Consider the following 15,667-nt stretch of genomic DNA (forward strand, 5'->3'; position numbering starts at 1 on the left):
GCGTAAAAGGCGTTTTCAGCCGTGAAAACGCCTTTTGACGGATGCCTTTTATCAGACGCCATTTGTCGGATGCCTCCAGCATGTCGATGGAGGCACGCAGATGTTGCGCGTTGCGAGGGGATCGAAGAAGGTAATCCGTTTCGCGAAGATACGTGCAGTGCTCTACGGAAACGGTCATTGTGACCCGATTTTGGTCATGAGCGGGTGAGCAACGCCACTCTTGGCACTGCTACCTGGTGGTTGTCGGCGGTGGGACGGGATTTTTCCGCACTAAATTGACCTAAGTCATGCCAAACACCCCGCAACCAGAGCACTGTTAACACCTTGGGTACAAAGTTATCCACAGGGTGGGGATAACTCTGTGGACAACGAATTCCACAGCCTTTCTCCACACCCTGTGGATAAGTGTTTTCACGCTTCCCACAGCCCGCACAAAAACTTCGAACACAACCTAATACGCTGCTGATCTGCGGTTATCTTGGCCCACACGTTCGGTAAATTACAAAAATGTAGTTATCCACAATGTGGATAACTGATGTGGAATTCTTTCGCACAAAGGTTTTGGTGGATAACACGCCCAAGTTATCCCCAAAGCCCAGCTCCCAGCGCCGCTGCAACAACAGCTATCGCCCCGATAAGCCATATCCCTAGCCAACGCAGCCACGCGCGCTGACGAAAGAGAAATGGTGCCAACAGCAGTCCTGTGAACAAACCACCCAAGTGCCCCCACACGGAGACGTTCTCCGCCACGAAGCTGTAGATAACGTTGGCCACCACGAGGACGATGGGCGCTCGCAGATCCAGACCGCGGCTGCGGTACACACCAATGAGTAGTCCCATGAGCGCAAACAGGGCGCCGGAGGCGCCCACCGTGGGTGTGCCGAAATCCATCCACAGCACTGCGGCGGAAGAGCCCACAATGGAGATGAGATAGGCCGCTACATACAGCGCGCTGCCCAGAGCGCGCTCTACTTCCCTGCCCACAAAGAACAGCATCACCATGTTGACCAAAAGGTGCCCGGCATCGAGATGCATAAAGCCTGCGGTAATGACAGTTGTGGGGTGCTCGGACACTTCAGGGCCCCACAGCGTCCAATCTTGGGCCAGCAAGCTGCGATAGTAGGGCGTAAAGAGGGTCTTGGCCTGGATGGCCGTGACCAACCATGCCCCAATGCACAGCACCATGAGCACCAGAGTGGCCGGTGCTGATTTCAGATAGTTCTTCACGCAGACTCCTAAAACAACGAGCCCGCCACCACATCACGTGGCAGCGGGCTCAGATGAAAAGCTAAGAACGCTTAGGCGATCTCGATGGACTCGATGACGACGTCCTCAGCCGGACGGTCCATGCGGTCGGTGGAGACCTTAGCAATCTTGGACACGACCTCCTGGGAAGCCGGGTCGGTGACCTCACCGAAGATGGTGTGGTGGTTGTTCAGGTGCGGGGTCGGCGCCACGGTGATGAAGAACTGGGAGCCGTTGGTGCCCGGGCCGGCATTCGCCATGGCCAGCAGGAACGGGCGGTCAAACTGCAGCTCCGGGTGGAACTCATCCTGGAACTGGTAGCCGGGGCCGCCACGGCCGGTACCGGTGGGGTCACCGCCCTGGATCATGAACTGGTCGATGACGCGGTGGAAAATAGCGCCATCGTAGAACGGGCCGGACTGCTCGCCCTTGGCGTTCTGGGTGGTGTAGTCCTTCTCGCCCTTGGCCAGGCCGATGAAGTTCTCAACGGTTACCGGTGCGTGGTTACCGAACAGGTCGATAACAATGTCACCGTAGTTGGTGTGCATCGTTGCAGTTGCGGTCTTCTGAGTCATGCCAGCCATTGTATGGAAATTTCGCCCGGTGCGTCGTTCCGGCACAACGCTGTGAGCGATCTGCGTAGGGTTACAAGCATGATCCGCGCCATTCTCTTCGATCTCGATGACACCCTCATGGACCACACCGCCGCGATGCACGCAGCCGTTGAGGAGTGGTTGCCAGGCGGGCATCACGAGCGCTTCGCGGAAATTGAAAAGAAGTGGTTCGCCGCCTACGAGCGCGGCGAGGTTTCTCATCAGGGCCAGCGGGTGGAGCGCTGCCGCGAGTTCCTGGGCCGCCCGGAGATGACGGAGCAGGAGGCGCTGGCGGAATATGCCAAGTACCTAGCCGCCTACGAGAAGCATTGGTGCGCGGTGGAGGGCGCGCGGGAAGCACTCGAGTATGTCCTGGATTTAGGGCTCAAGGTCGGTGTGCTCACGAATGGGGCGCGAGACATGCAAATGGGCAAACTGCGGGCAGGCGGGCTCGACCTGCCAGGCGTTGAGCTCTTCCCCACCGTGGAGATGGGCCATCCGAAGCCGCACCGAGAGGCCTACCTTGAGGCTTGTCGGCGACTGGAAGTGGAGCCTGGCTCCACGCTGATGATCGGTGATTCGGTGGCCAATGATGTCGAGGGCGCCCGGGCCGCGGGGCTCAAAGCGCTGCACTTCGATAGGGCCGGAAACGGAGACATCGCCGCGCTCAGTGAGCTGACGGCGATGGACGGTTTAAATCTTTGGATTTAAACCCCTAGAGGCTGGCGCGGACCTCCTCGCGGGCGAGGACCATATTGCGCAGGGAGGCCTCGGTCTCCTCGTAGCCGCGGGTCTTCAGGCCGCAGTCCGGGTTGACCCACAAGCGCTCCACAGGCACGTTCTTCAGAGCGGCGCGGATGAGCTCGGCCATCTCCGCCACGGACGGGATGCGCGGGGAGTGGATGTCGTAGATGCCCGGGCCGATCTCGGAGTGGAACTTCTCATCGATGTCCTCGAGCAGCTCCATGCGGGAGCGGGCCGCCTCGATGGAGGTGACGTCGGCGTCGAGGCCGGCGACGGCGTCGATGATCTGGCCGAACTCCGAGTAACACAGGTGCGTGTGGATCTGAGTGGTCGGCTTGGCCTCGAGTGCTACGAGGCGGAAGGAGCGCACCGCCCAGTCGAGGTAGGCCTTGCGGTCCTTCTCGCGCAGCGGCAACAGCTCGCGCAGGGCGGGCTCATCGATCTGGATGATGTCGATGCCGGCTTCCTCGAGGTCGCGGACTTCGTCGGCCAGCGCCACGCCGAGCTGGTCGGCGGAGACGGACTGGTGGACGTCATCACGCACGAAGGACCAGGCCAGGATGGTCACCGGGCCGGTGAGCATACCCTTGACGTGCTTCTCGGACAGGGACTGCGCGAACTTCGCCCACTCGGTGGTCATGGCCTTCGGGCGGGAGATGTCGCCAACCACGATTGGCGGACGGGTGCAACGGGAGCCGTAGGACTGGACCCAACCGTTCTCGGTGACGACGAAGCCGTCGAGAAGCTCGGCGAAGTACTGCACCATGTCGTTGCGCTCCGGCTCGCCGTGGACCAGGACGTCCAGGCCCAGGCGCTCCTGCAGCTCGATGACGGACTTCACCTCGTTGCGCAGTGCCTCGGTGTAGTCGGCGTCGGAGAGCTCGCCCTTGCGGTGTGCGGCGCGGGCGGCGCGAATCTCAGCAGTCTGCGGGAAGGAGCCGATGGTGGTGGTCGGCAGCTGCGGCAGGCCGAGGGCCTCCTGTGCCTTGTTGCGCTCGGCGAACTCCGGCTGGCGCTGAACCTGGCCCTCCGGCAGCTGCGCGGTGCGGTCCTGCACTGCCTGGTCGTGGGTGCGGGAGGACTCGGCGCGGGTGCGCACGGCGCGGTCGGCCTGCGCATAGGCCTCCGGGGTGTCCAGCGGGCCGGCGGCGAGTGCGACGACCTCGCGGATCTTCTCATCAGCGAAGGCGAACCAGGTGGCGACGTCCACCGGAAGGGAGGTCTCCGCCTCCACGGTGTGCGGCACGTGCTGGAGGGACACGGAGGTGGTTACGGAAACGCCTTCGCCGAGGCTCTCGAGCTTCTCGCGCAGGTCGCGCAGGTTGGCGGCCCAGACGTTGCGACCGTCGACCAGGCCGGCGGCGAGGTGGGTGGCCTCGGCGAGCTTGGCCACGCGCTCGAGGTAGGAATTATCTAGGGCCAGGGTGCCGACGGACAGATCCACCTGGACCGCTTCCGGCTGCAGCTCGGCGATGACATCGAGGCCAGCGTTGAGGGAACCATAGGGCGTGGTCAGGTAAACCTGCGGGCGCTTCTCCGCGCCCAGGATGCGGCCGTAGGCACTCTTGAGTGCGGCGGCGAGGGTGGAGTCGTCAGCGGCGGCGAGGTCGGCGACCAGGGCCGGCTCGGCGAGCTGAATCCATTCGACGCCGGCGTCGTGAAGCTCAGCCAAGACGGTGAGGTAGGACTCGACTGCCTGATCGAGGTGGTCCAGGGGCTGCTTGGTGGCACCCTCGGCCTGCTTGGACAGTGCCAGCAGGGTCACCGGACCAACGAGGACTGGGCGCACGGTGTGACCGGCGGCGCGGGCCTCCTCGACGATCTTCAGCACGCGCTGCGGGCGGGCGTTAAAGGTCTGGTCATCGGTGATCTCAGGGACGATGTAGTGGTAGTTGGTGTCGAACCACTTGGTCATCTCCAGCGGCGCGGTGTCCTTGTTACCGCGGGCCAGGGTGAACTCATCATCGAGGCTCTCGCCCTGGGCAGCGCCCACGGTCAGCGCGGTCTCGAGGACGTGGTCGTAGTAGGCGACGTCGGCCGGGATGGCGTAATCCTCAGTGAGGCCCAGCTCCTTGAGGCGGGCGTAGGTGTCGAGGCGCAGGGAGTGCGCGGCGGATTCGAAGGTCTCGGCGTCGATTTTGCCGGACCAGTAGGACTCCAGCGCGCGCTTGAGCTCGCGGTGGGCACCGACTCGTGGGTAGCCCTCAATCGTGGCCTTGGGGAATGGTGCGGTCATGGGGTGACTCCAATTCGATGTAGCAGGTCAGTCGTAATGTCTGGATTGTTGTGCGTGTAGATGTGCAGCCCGTCGGCGCCGGCGTTCATCACCGACTTCGCCAACGAGGCTGTAATCTGCATGCCGATTTCTTTCTCTTCCTCGGGGGAGGTCGCTGCCGCGAGCTGGTCAAGGACCTTGGTCGGCCCGTCCAACCCGGACAGCTGGCACATTCGCTCCACCCGAGCACGGCTAGTCATAGGCATGATCCCGGGGATCAGCGGAATGCGCACACCCGCCAGCCGGGCGCGCTGGGCGAAGCGGACGTAGTCCTCCGCGTCGAAGAAAAGCTGGGTGATGGCGAAGTCTGCGCCGAGGCGCTGCTTGGCCAAAAGGACGTCGATATCCTCGTCCGGCGTCGCGGACTCGGCGTGGCCGTTGGGATAGCAGGCCACGCCCACCGCCAAGCGCCCGGCCGCCAAGCGCGCCACACGGTCGGATTCCCAGCGGCGGATGAGCCGGACCAGGGAATCAGCGTGCGGCAGATGACCTTCGGGCATGCCGCCCTCCGGCAGGTCGCCGCGAAGGGCGAGGAGGCCGCGGACGCCGGCGTCGACCAGCGTGTCGATCCAGCCAACGAGCTCTTCCTCTGTGCCGGCGGTGCAAGCCAGGTGGGCCAAAGGACGCATCGCGGTATCGCGCGAAATCTTCTCAATAAACGCCGCGGTTCCCTCCAGCCACCCGGAACGCTGGGAGCTGGTGACGGCGATGTAGTCGGGGTTATACGCGGCGAGCGTGGCCAATAAGCGGTCAATCTTGGCGGCGTCCGCATCGTGACGCGGCGGGATCACCTCGAAAGAGAGAGCGGTGCGCTTGAGCTCCTTAGGCGTATCTTCGCTGATTTGGTCTAGTGGCGCGGATGCGGAGAGTCGCGGGGACATGCTCACCTCCTCTGCAGGTTATCGTTGTTTATCGTCGGTGTTGATGTCCCAAAACGTACCAAGCTGTCCATTTCTCGCGAAAGGGTTTTAGTATTGGTGATACCTTTAGAACCCAGTCAGCTGCACCGTTAACGCAAACCCACAATGAATAAAAACCCGCCTCATCCGTACAAAGCTGTCTATTTTCTTTGAACAGCTCGCGGCCTTTGCGCATATGGTGGCGGGACCTGCGCGCCGCCACTACGCTGAAAGGGAGTATCCAGCGCGAACGCGGGCACACCCCGGTTCGGCGCCGACAATCACTCCATAAACAGTTGTCCAACACACATCACCTCAGTATTGACATAAAGGAGCACCTGAGCCCATGAACCCCGCCGCCCTGTCCACAGCCATCAGCGCTACCTCCGCCCTGGTGGAGCGCCTCAAGGAACGCCGCGATGAAAAGGCTCGCGAGGCCTACTCCGTCCTGGAGACCGCCGCCGCCCGCATGGAAGAGCGCGATGGCGATTGGTTCTCCGAGGCCCGCCGCGAAGCGGGTGCCGTAACCAAGGCCGCGCACTCCCGCCTCGAGCGCGCCCTGGAGGAGCTGAAGGAACGCAGCGAAGAAGCCACCGAAAAGCTCTCTGAGGCTGCCGCGGAGGCCCAGGACAAGGCCTCCAAGCAGTGGGAGAAGACCCAGAAGCAGGCAGAAAAGAAGGCCTCCAAGGCCCGCAAGCAGGCTAAGAAGAAGGCTTCCAAGGCCGAAAAGAAGGCCCGCCGCATCAGCGGTAAGGACAAGAAGAAGGGCTCGAAGATCTGGCTGATCTCCGCGCTCGTTGCCGCCCTTGCGGCCATCGGCGGCGGCATCTACTACTTCTTCACCCAGAAGAAGGAGAAGGAGTCCGCCGTCCCGCCGCGCGTCGAAGACTTCTCCTCCCCGTCTGCACCGCAGGGCTCCACCTTGGTCTACACCTCCACCACTGAGGACGATGCCAAGAAGGAGTCCGACCTGGCTGAGGAAGGCGTTGTCGAGCGCGACGAGGAGCTGCTGGGCTCCCTGGATGAGCAGCTGGCCAAGCACCGCGAGGAAGAAACCGCTATTCAGGACGCCGTCGAGACCGAGATCGAGGTCAGCAACGCCGACAAGAAGGATGCCGACACCTCCCGCATCACCGACGACCACGAGTCCGAGGGCAAGCACCGCCTCCACACCGAAGAGGAGAACTAATCCCCCATCCTTGGGGGTGCGTGTTTCGTTGCCTTGATCTCACTCCTTTGCCTGCACGGGCCCGACCTGCTTGAATCGAGGGTTAATCGGCATCGATCGTGAAGGATCGGTGCCCGCGCGCAGTTTTGCGCCGCCACCGTATCAGCAGCAGGCAAGGAGATCAGGAATGAGCTTCGAATCACTCATCGTCAAGCTCAAGAGCGGGGACACCTTCTATTTTCCGGCCGGTGCCGTCAGCGGTGATCCGTCCACCCGCGTGGATAACCTGCGCTTTGCCATCGAAAACGGCACGCAGTTCACCTCCGTCGATGACTACGGCGTCGACCGCGAGTTCAACGGCTACGACGTGGACAACTACCACTTGGCTTAAGCCGCGTACCCCATTACAGCGATCCTTCTTTGCTGTAATCTGAATCACCACCTTATGCGCATTGCGCTATAAGATGAGTCCTTATGACTCACTATCCACGCATGCGGACGTGGTCGTGGTACCTCCCCGATGAACCACCTACCGGGGAGGTATCCCTCACTGAGACCACCGACTTCTCTCGGCCCGGCGCCGCCACGTGGCGGATGCTGGGTGCCCAACGCACCGGCGTCATCGGCATCTTCATCGCTACCCTCATCAACGCACCGCTGGGCGCATTAGTCTCGGTCATCATCGGCCACACTACGCAGTATGCCTTTTCCGATCCCTCCTGGCGCACCGTAGCCTTGCCGCTTGCGGCTACCGCGGTCATCCTCTACGTCGCCTATATCTGCGAAGCCACAGCGGATGCTTTCACGGATCTGAGTCAGGCCCGCAGCACCCACACGCTGCGCCTGAACCTGCTGGATAAGCTGCTGGGTGCCTCGACCGCCGGGATTAGCCCCGGCCGGCTGCTCAACACGATGGATGAGGATTCGCACTACATCGGCCAACTCAAGCAGATCCTCAACTTCCCACTCGTCATGGTGGGTTACCTCCTAGGCGCCGTGGTCAGCCTCGCCCCGGTTTCCTGGCAGGTCTCCGCCGCCCTACTGATCGGTGCCCTCGCCACCGCGCTGGCCTCGTGGGCCACCACCAAGCCGCTGACCAAGGTTGCTGCGCGCCGCCGCCAGCTGGAAAACACCGCGTTGTCACTCGCCACGGACTTCGCCCAAGGTTCCCGCGTTATCAAAGGCCTGGGCGCCAAGGACATTGCCCGCCAGCGCTTTTCCGACGCCGCTCACGAAGCCCTAACCACCATGCTCCACGAGGCCAAGCTGTCCTCCCTCATGGCCTGGGTGCGGCAGATGGTCCCCGCCTCCTTTGCGGTAGGCATTCTGGCCTGGACCTCCTGGGAAACCTTCGAAGGCCACATTGCCCCCGGCGGCATGATGGCGATTACCATGCTCGCACCCCCGGCATTGACCGCGCTCGGCGTATCGCTGGGCCTGCTCACCGAGAACTGGGCCCGGGCGCGCGCCTCCGTGGAGCGTGTTGGCGAGCTGCTGGGCCAGCTCAATACCACTACCGAGAAGACAATCGGCACGCCCATCGAGCTCTCCCCTGGCCTGCACGTGTGGATGCCCACGACCGCCGCGGGCCGCAGCACCGTGGATTCCTGGGTGCGCTACCTCAACGACAACGGCGCTTTGTGCCCGCCGCACCGCATCTCCGTGCTGGAAGGAACCCTGCAGGACAACGTCGATCCGCTGCGCGCGGCAACCCAAACCCAAACCCACGACGCCTTGCACGCCTCCGCCTGCGAGGACATTGTTATCCGCCTCGGCGGGCTGGGCCCGGGCGGCGAACTTCCCACCGCACCCATTGGCGAAGCCGGCCTCAACCTCTCCGGCGGCCAGCGCCAGCGCGTCGCCCTGGCCCGCGCACTCGCACTCGATCCCGACGTTCTCGTCCTGGACAACCCCACGACGGGGCTGGATTCGTTGACCCTGGCGGACGTCGCCAAGCGCGTGCGCGAACTGCGCGCCGACAAGACCACCGTGGTCATCACCTCCGCCTCCACGTGGGCCGCCAACGCCGATGAGGTGGTGGAGCTATGAGCCACCACCCCACCACCACAGACCGCGCGGATGCCTTAGCGCCCGCCTCCCCACAGGAGTGCCTGCGTTTTCTGAAGTCCCTGCCCAGTGCTCCCAGCAGGCTCGGCATCGTCCTCTTCTTCGGCCTCTTTACCGTCACCGTCATCATGATGAACCTGGTCTCCCAGGTGCTCGGACGCGTCGTCGACATCATCCAGGGCGTGGAGCTTCCCGTCCTTGGCACGGGACGCACAGCCATGGTCGGCGCACTCATCGTCATCGCGGTGGGCTTCCTCGTAGAGGTCACCGGCCGCACCCTGGGGCGCTACCTGGTCACCTCCACCACCCGCCGCCTCTCGGTGGATCTGCGCACCTCAGCGCTGGATTCCACCCTCGGTGCCCCCGTGCCGGCCGTCATGGAGCTAGGTACCGGCAACATCATCACGCGCCTGTCCAAGGACATCGACACCGTGGTCATGGCCATCTCCATGATGGGTGACCGCTTGGTACTCACCCTCTTCATGCTGCCGCTGACCGCGCTCATGATGATCTTCATCCACCCCGCCTACGCCCTGCTCTTCATTGCGGTGAGCTGCCTGCTCTACCCCTTCATCCGCGGCACCATGCGGGATATCCCCGCCATCGCCAACGAAGTCTCCTCGGTGGAGGCTTACCGCAACAACGTGCTGTTGGACACCATCCGCGCACTGGAGACCCTCCGCCAGTTCTCACTCAAAGACTGGGCGCACGCGCGCATGGAACGCTACTCCTGGGACACGGTACAGGCCTGGGGTGACAAGGTTCCGCTCATCAACCGCATCGTTGGCCAGGGCGCCCTAGCCTTCGCGGTGCTGCTGCTGGGCTCTGTTCTCATGTCCGTGCCCATGGTGATCTGGGGCTGGCTGACCCCTGGTGAGGCCACCGCCGCCGTGCTCTTGGTCATGCGCCTAGAGATCCACGTCTTCAACATCCTCTTCTTCGCCGGTGAAATCCAGCATTCCGTGACCTCCCTCGGCCGCGCCGTCGCCCTGGCCACCCTCGAGGACAGCGCGCACACCAGCGCGAACCAGAAGGACACTCCCCGGCTTAGCGACGCCCCCACCATCACCATCGAGCACCTCTCCTACGCTTACCCCGGTGGGGCGCCAGTGCTTAACGACGTCTCCCTGACCCTCACCGCCGGCACCACCACCGCCCTCGTGGGCACCTCCGGCGCGGGCAAATCAACCCTCGCCTCCCTCGTCGCGGGCCTGCAGTACCCCACAACGGGCACCATCAGCCTCGACGGGATTGATACCGCCACGGTGCCGAATACCTGGATCACCGAGCACGTCGCCCTCATTACTCAGGAAGTCCACCTCTTCTCCGGCACGCTGCGCAACGATCTACTGTTGGCGAAACCCGATGCCAGCGATGAGGAACTTTGGCGCGCGCTCAACACCGTGGGCCTTGATGAGAATTCGCGCTGGCTTCCCCAAGGCCTAGACACGCTCATCGGCGCCGGTAACGAAGAGATCGGCGCGGAGGCCGAGCAACAGCTCTCACTGGCCCGCATGATCCTGCGCCAACCGCCAGTACTCATCATGGATGAGGCCACCTCCGAGGCCGGCTCCGAGCACGCCGAGGTACTCGAACACGCCGCCAAGGCCGTCACCAAAGACCGCACCTCACTCGTCGTTGCCCACCGCCTGGACCAAGCCCGCGAGGCCGACCGCATCATCGTCATGGAACAAGGCCAGATCGTCGAGGATGGCACCCACGCCGACCTCATCGCTCTGGGCGGGCGCTATGCCTCGGCCTATGCCCAATGGGAGCATGGGAAATAGGTCTTCTCCGCGCCTACCATGGAGCTCATGCATCTTCTTTCCCTTACTGAAGCCGACCGCACCTATCTGGCCCGTATCAACTTCCTTGCCGATACTTTCGGCGATGAGCACAAGGAACTTCCTGAAGGTTTCGAGGAAGGTTTCGACTATTACCTCGGTGGTTGGGAGCCTTCCCGCGGAGGTTTCATCGCTTGGGAGGGCCACGTCCCCGCCGGTGGAGTCTGGCTGAACTGGGGTACGGCTGAGCGCCATGGATTTGGACACGTGGCGGAAGGTATTCCAGAGCTCGCCTTGGCCGTGGAGCCCCGCTTCCGGGGCCAGGGTGTCGGTACCCTGCTGATCGACGCCGCCACCGACCTCTCCCGGGAGATGGGCGCCCCGGGCATCTCACTCTCAGTGGCTAAAGACAACGACCGCGCACATCGCCTTTACCTCCACTTGGGTTTCGAGCCAGTGAGCGAGAGGGACGGCCACATCGTCTTAGTCAAGCGCTTCGACAGCAACGCCGATGCCAAAGACATCGACAAGGCCACATCAGAAGACAACTGATCAACAAGACCAGAAAGACCAGAAAACCTAAAAGGCGCTCACACAGTGAGCGCCTTGTGGAGCATAGGAGAATCGAACTCCTGACCTTCTGCTTGCAAAGCAGATGCTCTACCAATTGAGCTAATGCCCCAGCAGCTACATAGCGTACTCCTTGTGCGCGCATCTACGAAATCATGACCGGCAGAGTAGTCCTCACCAAGCGCGGTAACTTTCGTCACTTTAGTTAACTCACACCTCTTTAGTTGCGTGTCACCACGGAAAACAGCACGCGAAAGAGGGACAATGAGTCGTCTCTGAAACTTTAGTGGAAGGTCGTCATGCGCCGAATACTCCTCCGCTCCGTAGCCGCCCTCACGTTGGCTGCCACCGTTACGGTGCCACAGCAGGCAACTGCCCAACAGCTACCCACACTGCCGCAGCCATCCATCCCGCAGCCAACGATTCCGACTGTGCAGGACATGCGCAGAGAAGTAGACCGCATCGAGTACGAGGCCTACAAGGCCCTGCCCAAGGAGCTTCAGGAGAATCCCGTCTTTGCGGGTTCCTCACGCCCGGCAACAAAGCAGAACACCGAGCCACGAACCGACGATCCCAACCACGCTGACAAGGCGAAAGCCCAATCAATAGCGGACGATACCTGCTCCAATTGTGTGGCCATCACTTACGACGATGGCCCGGATGCATTGACGGGCCAGCTTCTCGACACCTTAAAGGCCAAGGACGCCCACGCCAGCTTCATGGTCCTAGCTCCTCATGCCTATGCTCATCCCGAGCTCCTCCGGCGTATGAAAGCAGAGGGCCACACCGTGGGCAACCACACCGATACACACCGCGAACTGAACAAGCTTCCCGCGCATGAGGTTGACGCGGAAATCAAATCAGGTGCTGCTGCCATCAAGGCAGCAACAGGCGACAGCCCTCGTTGGGTACGCCCACCCTACGGTGCAACGAACCAGACAGTCGCTAACGCAGCCAAAAACAACGGACAAGCACAAGCCCTGTGGAGCATTGACACCCTAGATTGGAAGGACCGCAACTCCGACCATATCTGCGCAGCAGCCGTTGACGGCGCCCAAGCAGGCGACATCATCCTCATGCATGACATTCACATCACGACAGTTGATGCCGCCCCATGCGTCATTGACGGCCTCCGTGCCAAAGGGTTAGAGCCAGTATCGCTAGACACGCTTATCCCTAACTCCGAACCTGGACGCCAGTACCTCAGCAAGTAGAGCAAAAGTTAACAACCCAAGGTCAGCTCACGCCGTAGGACAAGCTAACACAAGTAGCTTGTCCTACGGCATCTTGTTTGCGTAGATCCGTCTGAGGTCGCAGCCCTCCATATACCCATTTTGGAGTCGGGCTAAAAAACAAAGAGAAGCACCCCACCACTTGGTGGGGTGCTTCCTAAACTCTGGCTCCGTTAGGGGCGAAGCCTATTCAAGCTAGCTTGAATTAGAAGGGGAGCTTGATGTTCAGAGCCTTAGCAATTGCCGGGAAAGCAGCTGCGATTGCGGCCAGGACACCAGCGACGATGCCGAAGATAGCGAGCGGGGTCGGCTTGCCATCGTTGGACAGCTTGTCCTTGATGTTGGAGGACTTGTCATCCTTGTTGTTGCCCGGCTTGGTAGCGTCGTCGGAACCGTTGTCGCCGCCCTTGTTGCCGCCAGCCAGGTTCTCGAGGGCGTCAGCGATACGCTGACGGTCCTTAGCCTCCTGCTCAGCGCGCTCGCGCTCAGCCTTAGCCTGCTCCTCAGCAGCCTTGGAGTCAGCAATGTCCTTCTGAACGCCATTGTCAGCGTTCACAACCTGACGGTAAGCCTCTTCGTACTCGAGGTTGTAGTTGTTCGGACCGAACCAAAGCTGCTGTGCAGCAACCTTCTTAGCCAGGTAGTCGAGGCGCTCCTGGTCAGTGCCGCCATCCCAGACAGCAACCGGGGAGTCGCCGTACGGGCGCTCCGGGTTCACGAAGTTGCCCGGGATCTTCGGGGTCCAAATGCGGTTGCCGTCGAAGTTAGCCTCGTCGGTAGCCCAATCCTTGAACTCCTTTTCCGTTACCTTCTGCGTCTCGTAGACATCCATGTTCTTCTGCTTAGCGATGGAGACGATACCGGTGTTGTGGGCGATGAGCTCAGCGTAAGCCTCACGCAGGGTGACGCGCTTGTCGCCGCCGTTCTCACGGTCACGGATTACAACGGTAGCGTTGTCGCCAGCCTCGCGCAGCTCGAGCTCACGAGCGCCGATAGCGAACTCAGCCTCCATTGCGCGCAGGACGCGAACCTGTGCGTGAGCCTGGTCCAGGTAGCCCTGGCGAACCAGGATGTCGGCACCCTGAGCGGTACGGGAAGCCTCGAGGGCAGCCTTGCGAGCCTCCTCCAGCTCTGCACCGTCTGCCTTCAGCTGCTCCAGCAGCATCTCAGCGTCTGCGATCAGCTGCTCAAGGAGCGGAACGTAGTCACGAGTGATGTAGCTATCCTCGCTCTTGTCAGCACCGCGCCAACCGGCGTAGTCGAGGCGATCCTTGTAGGTCTTGATGGTGTCTTCGAAGATCTTGATGTTCTTCGCCGGGGTGTTCTGAACGGAGTCAAAGATCTCCGGGTCGACCGGGCTCAGCTCCGGAGCCTTCAGCGGCGGGAGGCCAGACTTGTCTTCGTCGTTGACCTTGTTCTCGACCCACTTGTTAGCCTTGTTCAGGTCGCTCTCCAGCAGGCCGAGCTTGGACTCGTCCTTACCATAGCGCTGGCCGCCAGCGGCGTTGGTAACAGTGTTGTTGTAGTCGAAGGCCTTCTCTTCGTAGTTAGCCCAAGCCTTGTCAGCGCCCTTGTCGTTCTGCAGAGCGTATGCTACGGAAGCGCGAGCAGCCTGAACGTTCTTCTCAGCCTGTGCGAGCTGCTTGGTAGCCTCGTTGGCTGCAGCCTGGTAAGCCTTGTGATCTGCTTGCTCGGAGCGGTCGAGACCGTCGGTGTTAGCAGCAGCGGCAGCTTCGTAGAGCTCGCGGAACTGGTTGTTGTTGACAATGTAGTGGTCGGTTGCTTCTACGAGCTTGCGGAGCTCAGCCTCGGTGACATTCTTGGCCTCTACATCCTTGCCCAGGGATGCGTCCGGCTCATTGAAGCCGCCGCCCTGGATGTTGGTGGCGTTGGTGTCCTGGGCGAAAGCCGGGACTGCTACACCGGAGACACCGGTGGCAACTGCGATAGCACCTGCGAGAGCAGCGGTGCGAACACGGTTCTTGAACATGTATTTCCCCTATGAGAGTTGAGGTCGGACTGTGAAAATTATCTTACGATAACCGTCGTGTAGGGCGACGCTAGCAATCGTTCTTCATGAATGATCTTCACATTCTCAACGAGTAGTGCAGCTTTTGTCGCTGCAGCAAGATTATCGAAGTCTGGCGGGTCTTTCCAGTCAAACACAACTTATTTTTAAACTTTTTCCAACCAGCTGGCGGCGATGCCTAGCATTTTGGCTGGTAGATGGCATTCTTCTTTACAGGAGTTGAAATTGAAACTATTTCGAACCTTTGTGACAGCTGTGAATGTACTACCCCTATCTGGGTAATAATTACACGAATGTCATTGCACTTGCTAGGGTGTCGGCCCAACTTTCACCCTCACTCCCCCTGATACCTGGAACGGGTGATTCCTGTGAGCCTTCGTGGGGCTTAAGTGGAAAAAGGAAAGACACCCAGCTTCTTTGTCGTCGCTGAGCGTCTTTCCTTATTTATATTGTGGAGCATAGGAGAATCGAACTCCTGACCTTCTGCTTGCAAAGCAGATGCTCTACCAATTGAGCTAATGCCCCATTGTTCCGTGGTGGGCCTAGCTGGAATCGAACCAGCGACCTCATCGTTATCAGCGATGCGCTCTAACCGACTGAGCTATAGGCCCTTGACCGGAACGAGTAGTTACTCTACATAGGACCGGCGATTTATTACAAATCGCCTGGTCATATGCAGTATTTGAAGCTGGTTTTACTTCACTTTGTATCGCTATTGATGCGGCTCATCTTGCAGTCGGATCTTGAACCCTCCGAAGACGTCCACGATGGCGTTATATATAACAGCCATGAGTGGCGCCAGAATCGTCATCAGGACGGCGATGATGGCGCCGAACAGGGCGGCTGCAGAAACGACCAATCCGAAGGAGACCTCAAAGCCGCCGCCGACACCGCCAACAAGGCTGTTCAGGGAATCCCAGATGCCCGCCTGGTCAAGGCCGATGTACAGCAGGCACACGGCGATGATCCAGGCCACGAGGCCGACGAGGGACATGGCCAAGCCAACGCGGAACGCCGACATAGGCGAAATCCGGGCTAGGTGAAGCTCTCGTCCAATCATG

Annotated in this window: 13 protein-coding genes and 3 tRNA genes; 7 read left to right on the plus strand and 9 right to left on the minus strand. The window is 61.1% G+C overall.

Going from position 1 to position 15,667, the window contains the following annotated elements:
• Positions 1 to 582 precede the first annotated feature (582 nt).
• Both HMPREF2932_RS03325 and HMPREF2932_RS03330 read right to left on the minus strand, forming a co-directional pair.
• Positions 583 to 1,227 (minus strand): rhomboid family intramembrane serine protease, encoded by a 645-nt coding sequence (locus tag HMPREF2932_RS03325; protein WP_071409601.1) that lies wholly within the window; start codon positions 1,225 to 1,227, stop codon positions 583 to 585.
• Positions 1,228 to 1,298: 71 nt separating this feature from the next.
• Positions 1,299 to 1,829, minus strand: coding sequence for a peptidylprolyl isomerase (locus HMPREF2932_RS03330; protein ID WP_046648667.1), 531 nt, complete (start codon positions 1,827 to 1,829; stop codon positions 1,299 to 1,301).
• 69 nt (positions 1,830 to 1,898) lie between these two features.
• Between HMPREF2932_RS03330 and HMPREF2932_RS03335 the strand changes: the two genes are divergently transcribed.
• Positions 1,899 to 2,549 carry an HAD family hydrolase gene (locus HMPREF2932_RS03335; protein WP_071409602.1) on the plus strand — a complete coding sequence of 217 codons (651 nt, stop codon included), beginning with the start codon at positions 1,899 to 1,901 and terminating at the stop codon, positions 2,547 to 2,549.
• A 4-nt stretch (positions 2,550 to 2,553) separates the two neighbouring features.
• On the opposite strand, the gene metE is transcribed toward HMPREF2932_RS03335, so the two are convergent.
• Together metE and HMPREF2932_RS03345 are read right to left on the minus strand one after the other, a co-directional pair.
• Complete coding sequence (gene metE, locus HMPREF2932_RS03340; RefSeq protein WP_071409603.1) at positions 2,554 to 4,818, minus strand: 5-methyltetrahydropteroyltriglutamate--homocysteine S-methyltransferase; 2,265 nt, start codon at positions 4,816 to 4,818, stop codon at positions 2,554 to 2,556.
• Positions 4,815 to 5,738, minus strand: a complete 924-nt coding sequence (locus tag HMPREF2932_RS03345) for a methylenetetrahydrofolate reductase (RefSeq protein ID WP_070821462.1) — start codon at positions 5,736 to 5,738, stop codon at positions 4,815 to 4,817. The genes metE and HMPREF2932_RS03345 overlap by 4 nt, the downstream gene beginning before the upstream one ends.
• Positions 5,739 to 6,102: 364 nt before the next feature.
• On the opposite strand from HMPREF2932_RS03345, the gene HMPREF2932_RS03350 reads away from it, so the two are divergent.
• From HMPREF2932_RS03350 to HMPREF2932_RS03370, 5 genes are all read left to right on the plus strand, one after another.
• Complete coding sequence (locus tag HMPREF2932_RS03350) at positions 6,103 to 6,945, plus strand: hypothetical protein (protein ID WP_046648673.1); 843 nt, start codon at positions 6,103 to 6,105, stop codon at positions 6,943 to 6,945.
• Positions 6,946 to 7,111: 166 nt separating this feature from the next.
• Positions 7,112 to 7,315 (plus strand): hypothetical protein, encoded by a 204-nt coding sequence (locus tag HMPREF2932_RS03355; RefSeq protein WP_049156598.1) that lies wholly within the window; start codon positions 7,112 to 7,114, stop codon positions 7,313 to 7,315.
• An 83-nt stretch (positions 7,316 to 7,398) separates the two neighbouring features.
• A complete protein-coding gene (locus HMPREF2932_RS03360) occupies positions 7,399 to 8,973 on the plus strand; it encodes an ABC transporter transmembrane domain-containing protein (protein ID WP_071409604.1) in 1,575 nt (524 codons plus the stop codon).
• Entirely contained in the window at positions 8,970 to 10,778 is a 1,809-nt protein-coding gene (locus HMPREF2932_RS03365; RefSeq protein ID WP_071409605.1) for an ABC transporter ATP-binding protein, read from the plus strand. Before HMPREF2932_RS03360 ends, HMPREF2932_RS03365 begins: the two co-directional genes overlap by 4 nt.
• Positions 10,779 to 10,796: 18 nt before the next feature.
• The gene (locus HMPREF2932_RS03370) at positions 10,797 to 11,327 is read left to right on the plus strand and encodes a GNAT family N-acetyltransferase (RefSeq protein ID WP_070754296.1); all 531 of its coding nucleotides are present in this window, start codon (positions 10,797 to 10,799) and stop codon (positions 11,325 to 11,327) included.
• A gap of 57 nt (positions 11,328 to 11,384) precedes the next feature.
• On the opposite strand, the gene HMPREF2932_RS03375 is transcribed toward HMPREF2932_RS03370, so the two are convergent.
• Positions 11,385 to 11,457, minus strand: a tRNA-Ala gene (locus HMPREF2932_RS03375).
• 187 nt (positions 11,458 to 11,644) lie between these two features.
• Here HMPREF2932_RS03375 and HMPREF2932_RS03380 point away from each other — a divergent pair.
• Positions 11,645 to 12,559: a polysaccharide deacetylase family protein gene (locus HMPREF2932_RS03380; protein WP_071409606.1), complete on the plus strand. Its 915-nt coding sequence runs from the start codon at positions 11,645 to 11,647 to the stop codon at positions 12,557 to 12,559.
• Between the two features lie 223 nt (positions 12,560 to 12,782).
• On the opposite strand, the gene HMPREF2932_RS03385 is transcribed toward HMPREF2932_RS03380, so the two are convergent.
• From HMPREF2932_RS03385 to HMPREF2932_RS03400, 4 genes are all read right to left on the minus strand, one after another.
• On the minus strand, positions 12,783 to 14,567 hold the full coding sequence (locus HMPREF2932_RS03385) for a hypothetical protein (protein WP_070701386.1): 1,785 nt from the start codon (positions 14,565 to 14,567) through the stop codon (positions 12,783 to 12,785).
• A 491-nt stretch (positions 14,568 to 15,058) separates the two neighbouring features.
• Positions 15,059 to 15,131, minus strand: a tRNA-Ala gene (locus tag HMPREF2932_RS03390).
• Positions 15,132 to 15,140: 9 nt separating this feature from the next.
• Positions 15,141 to 15,217, minus strand: a tRNA-Ile gene (locus tag HMPREF2932_RS03395).
• Positions 15,218 to 15,318: 101 nt separating this feature from the next.
• Positions 15,319 to 15,666, minus strand: a complete 348-nt coding sequence (locus tag HMPREF2932_RS03400) for a DUF3566 domain-containing protein (protein ID WP_070512874.1) — start codon at positions 15,664 to 15,666, stop codon at positions 15,319 to 15,321.
• Between the last annotated feature and the right edge of the window lies 1 nt (position 15,667).

Origin of the sequence: Corynebacterium sp. HMSC074H12, assembly GCF_001813755.1 — a bacterium.
Lineage (GTDB): Bacteria > Actinomycetota > Actinomycetes > Mycobacteriales > Mycobacteriaceae > Corynebacterium > Corynebacterium hiratae.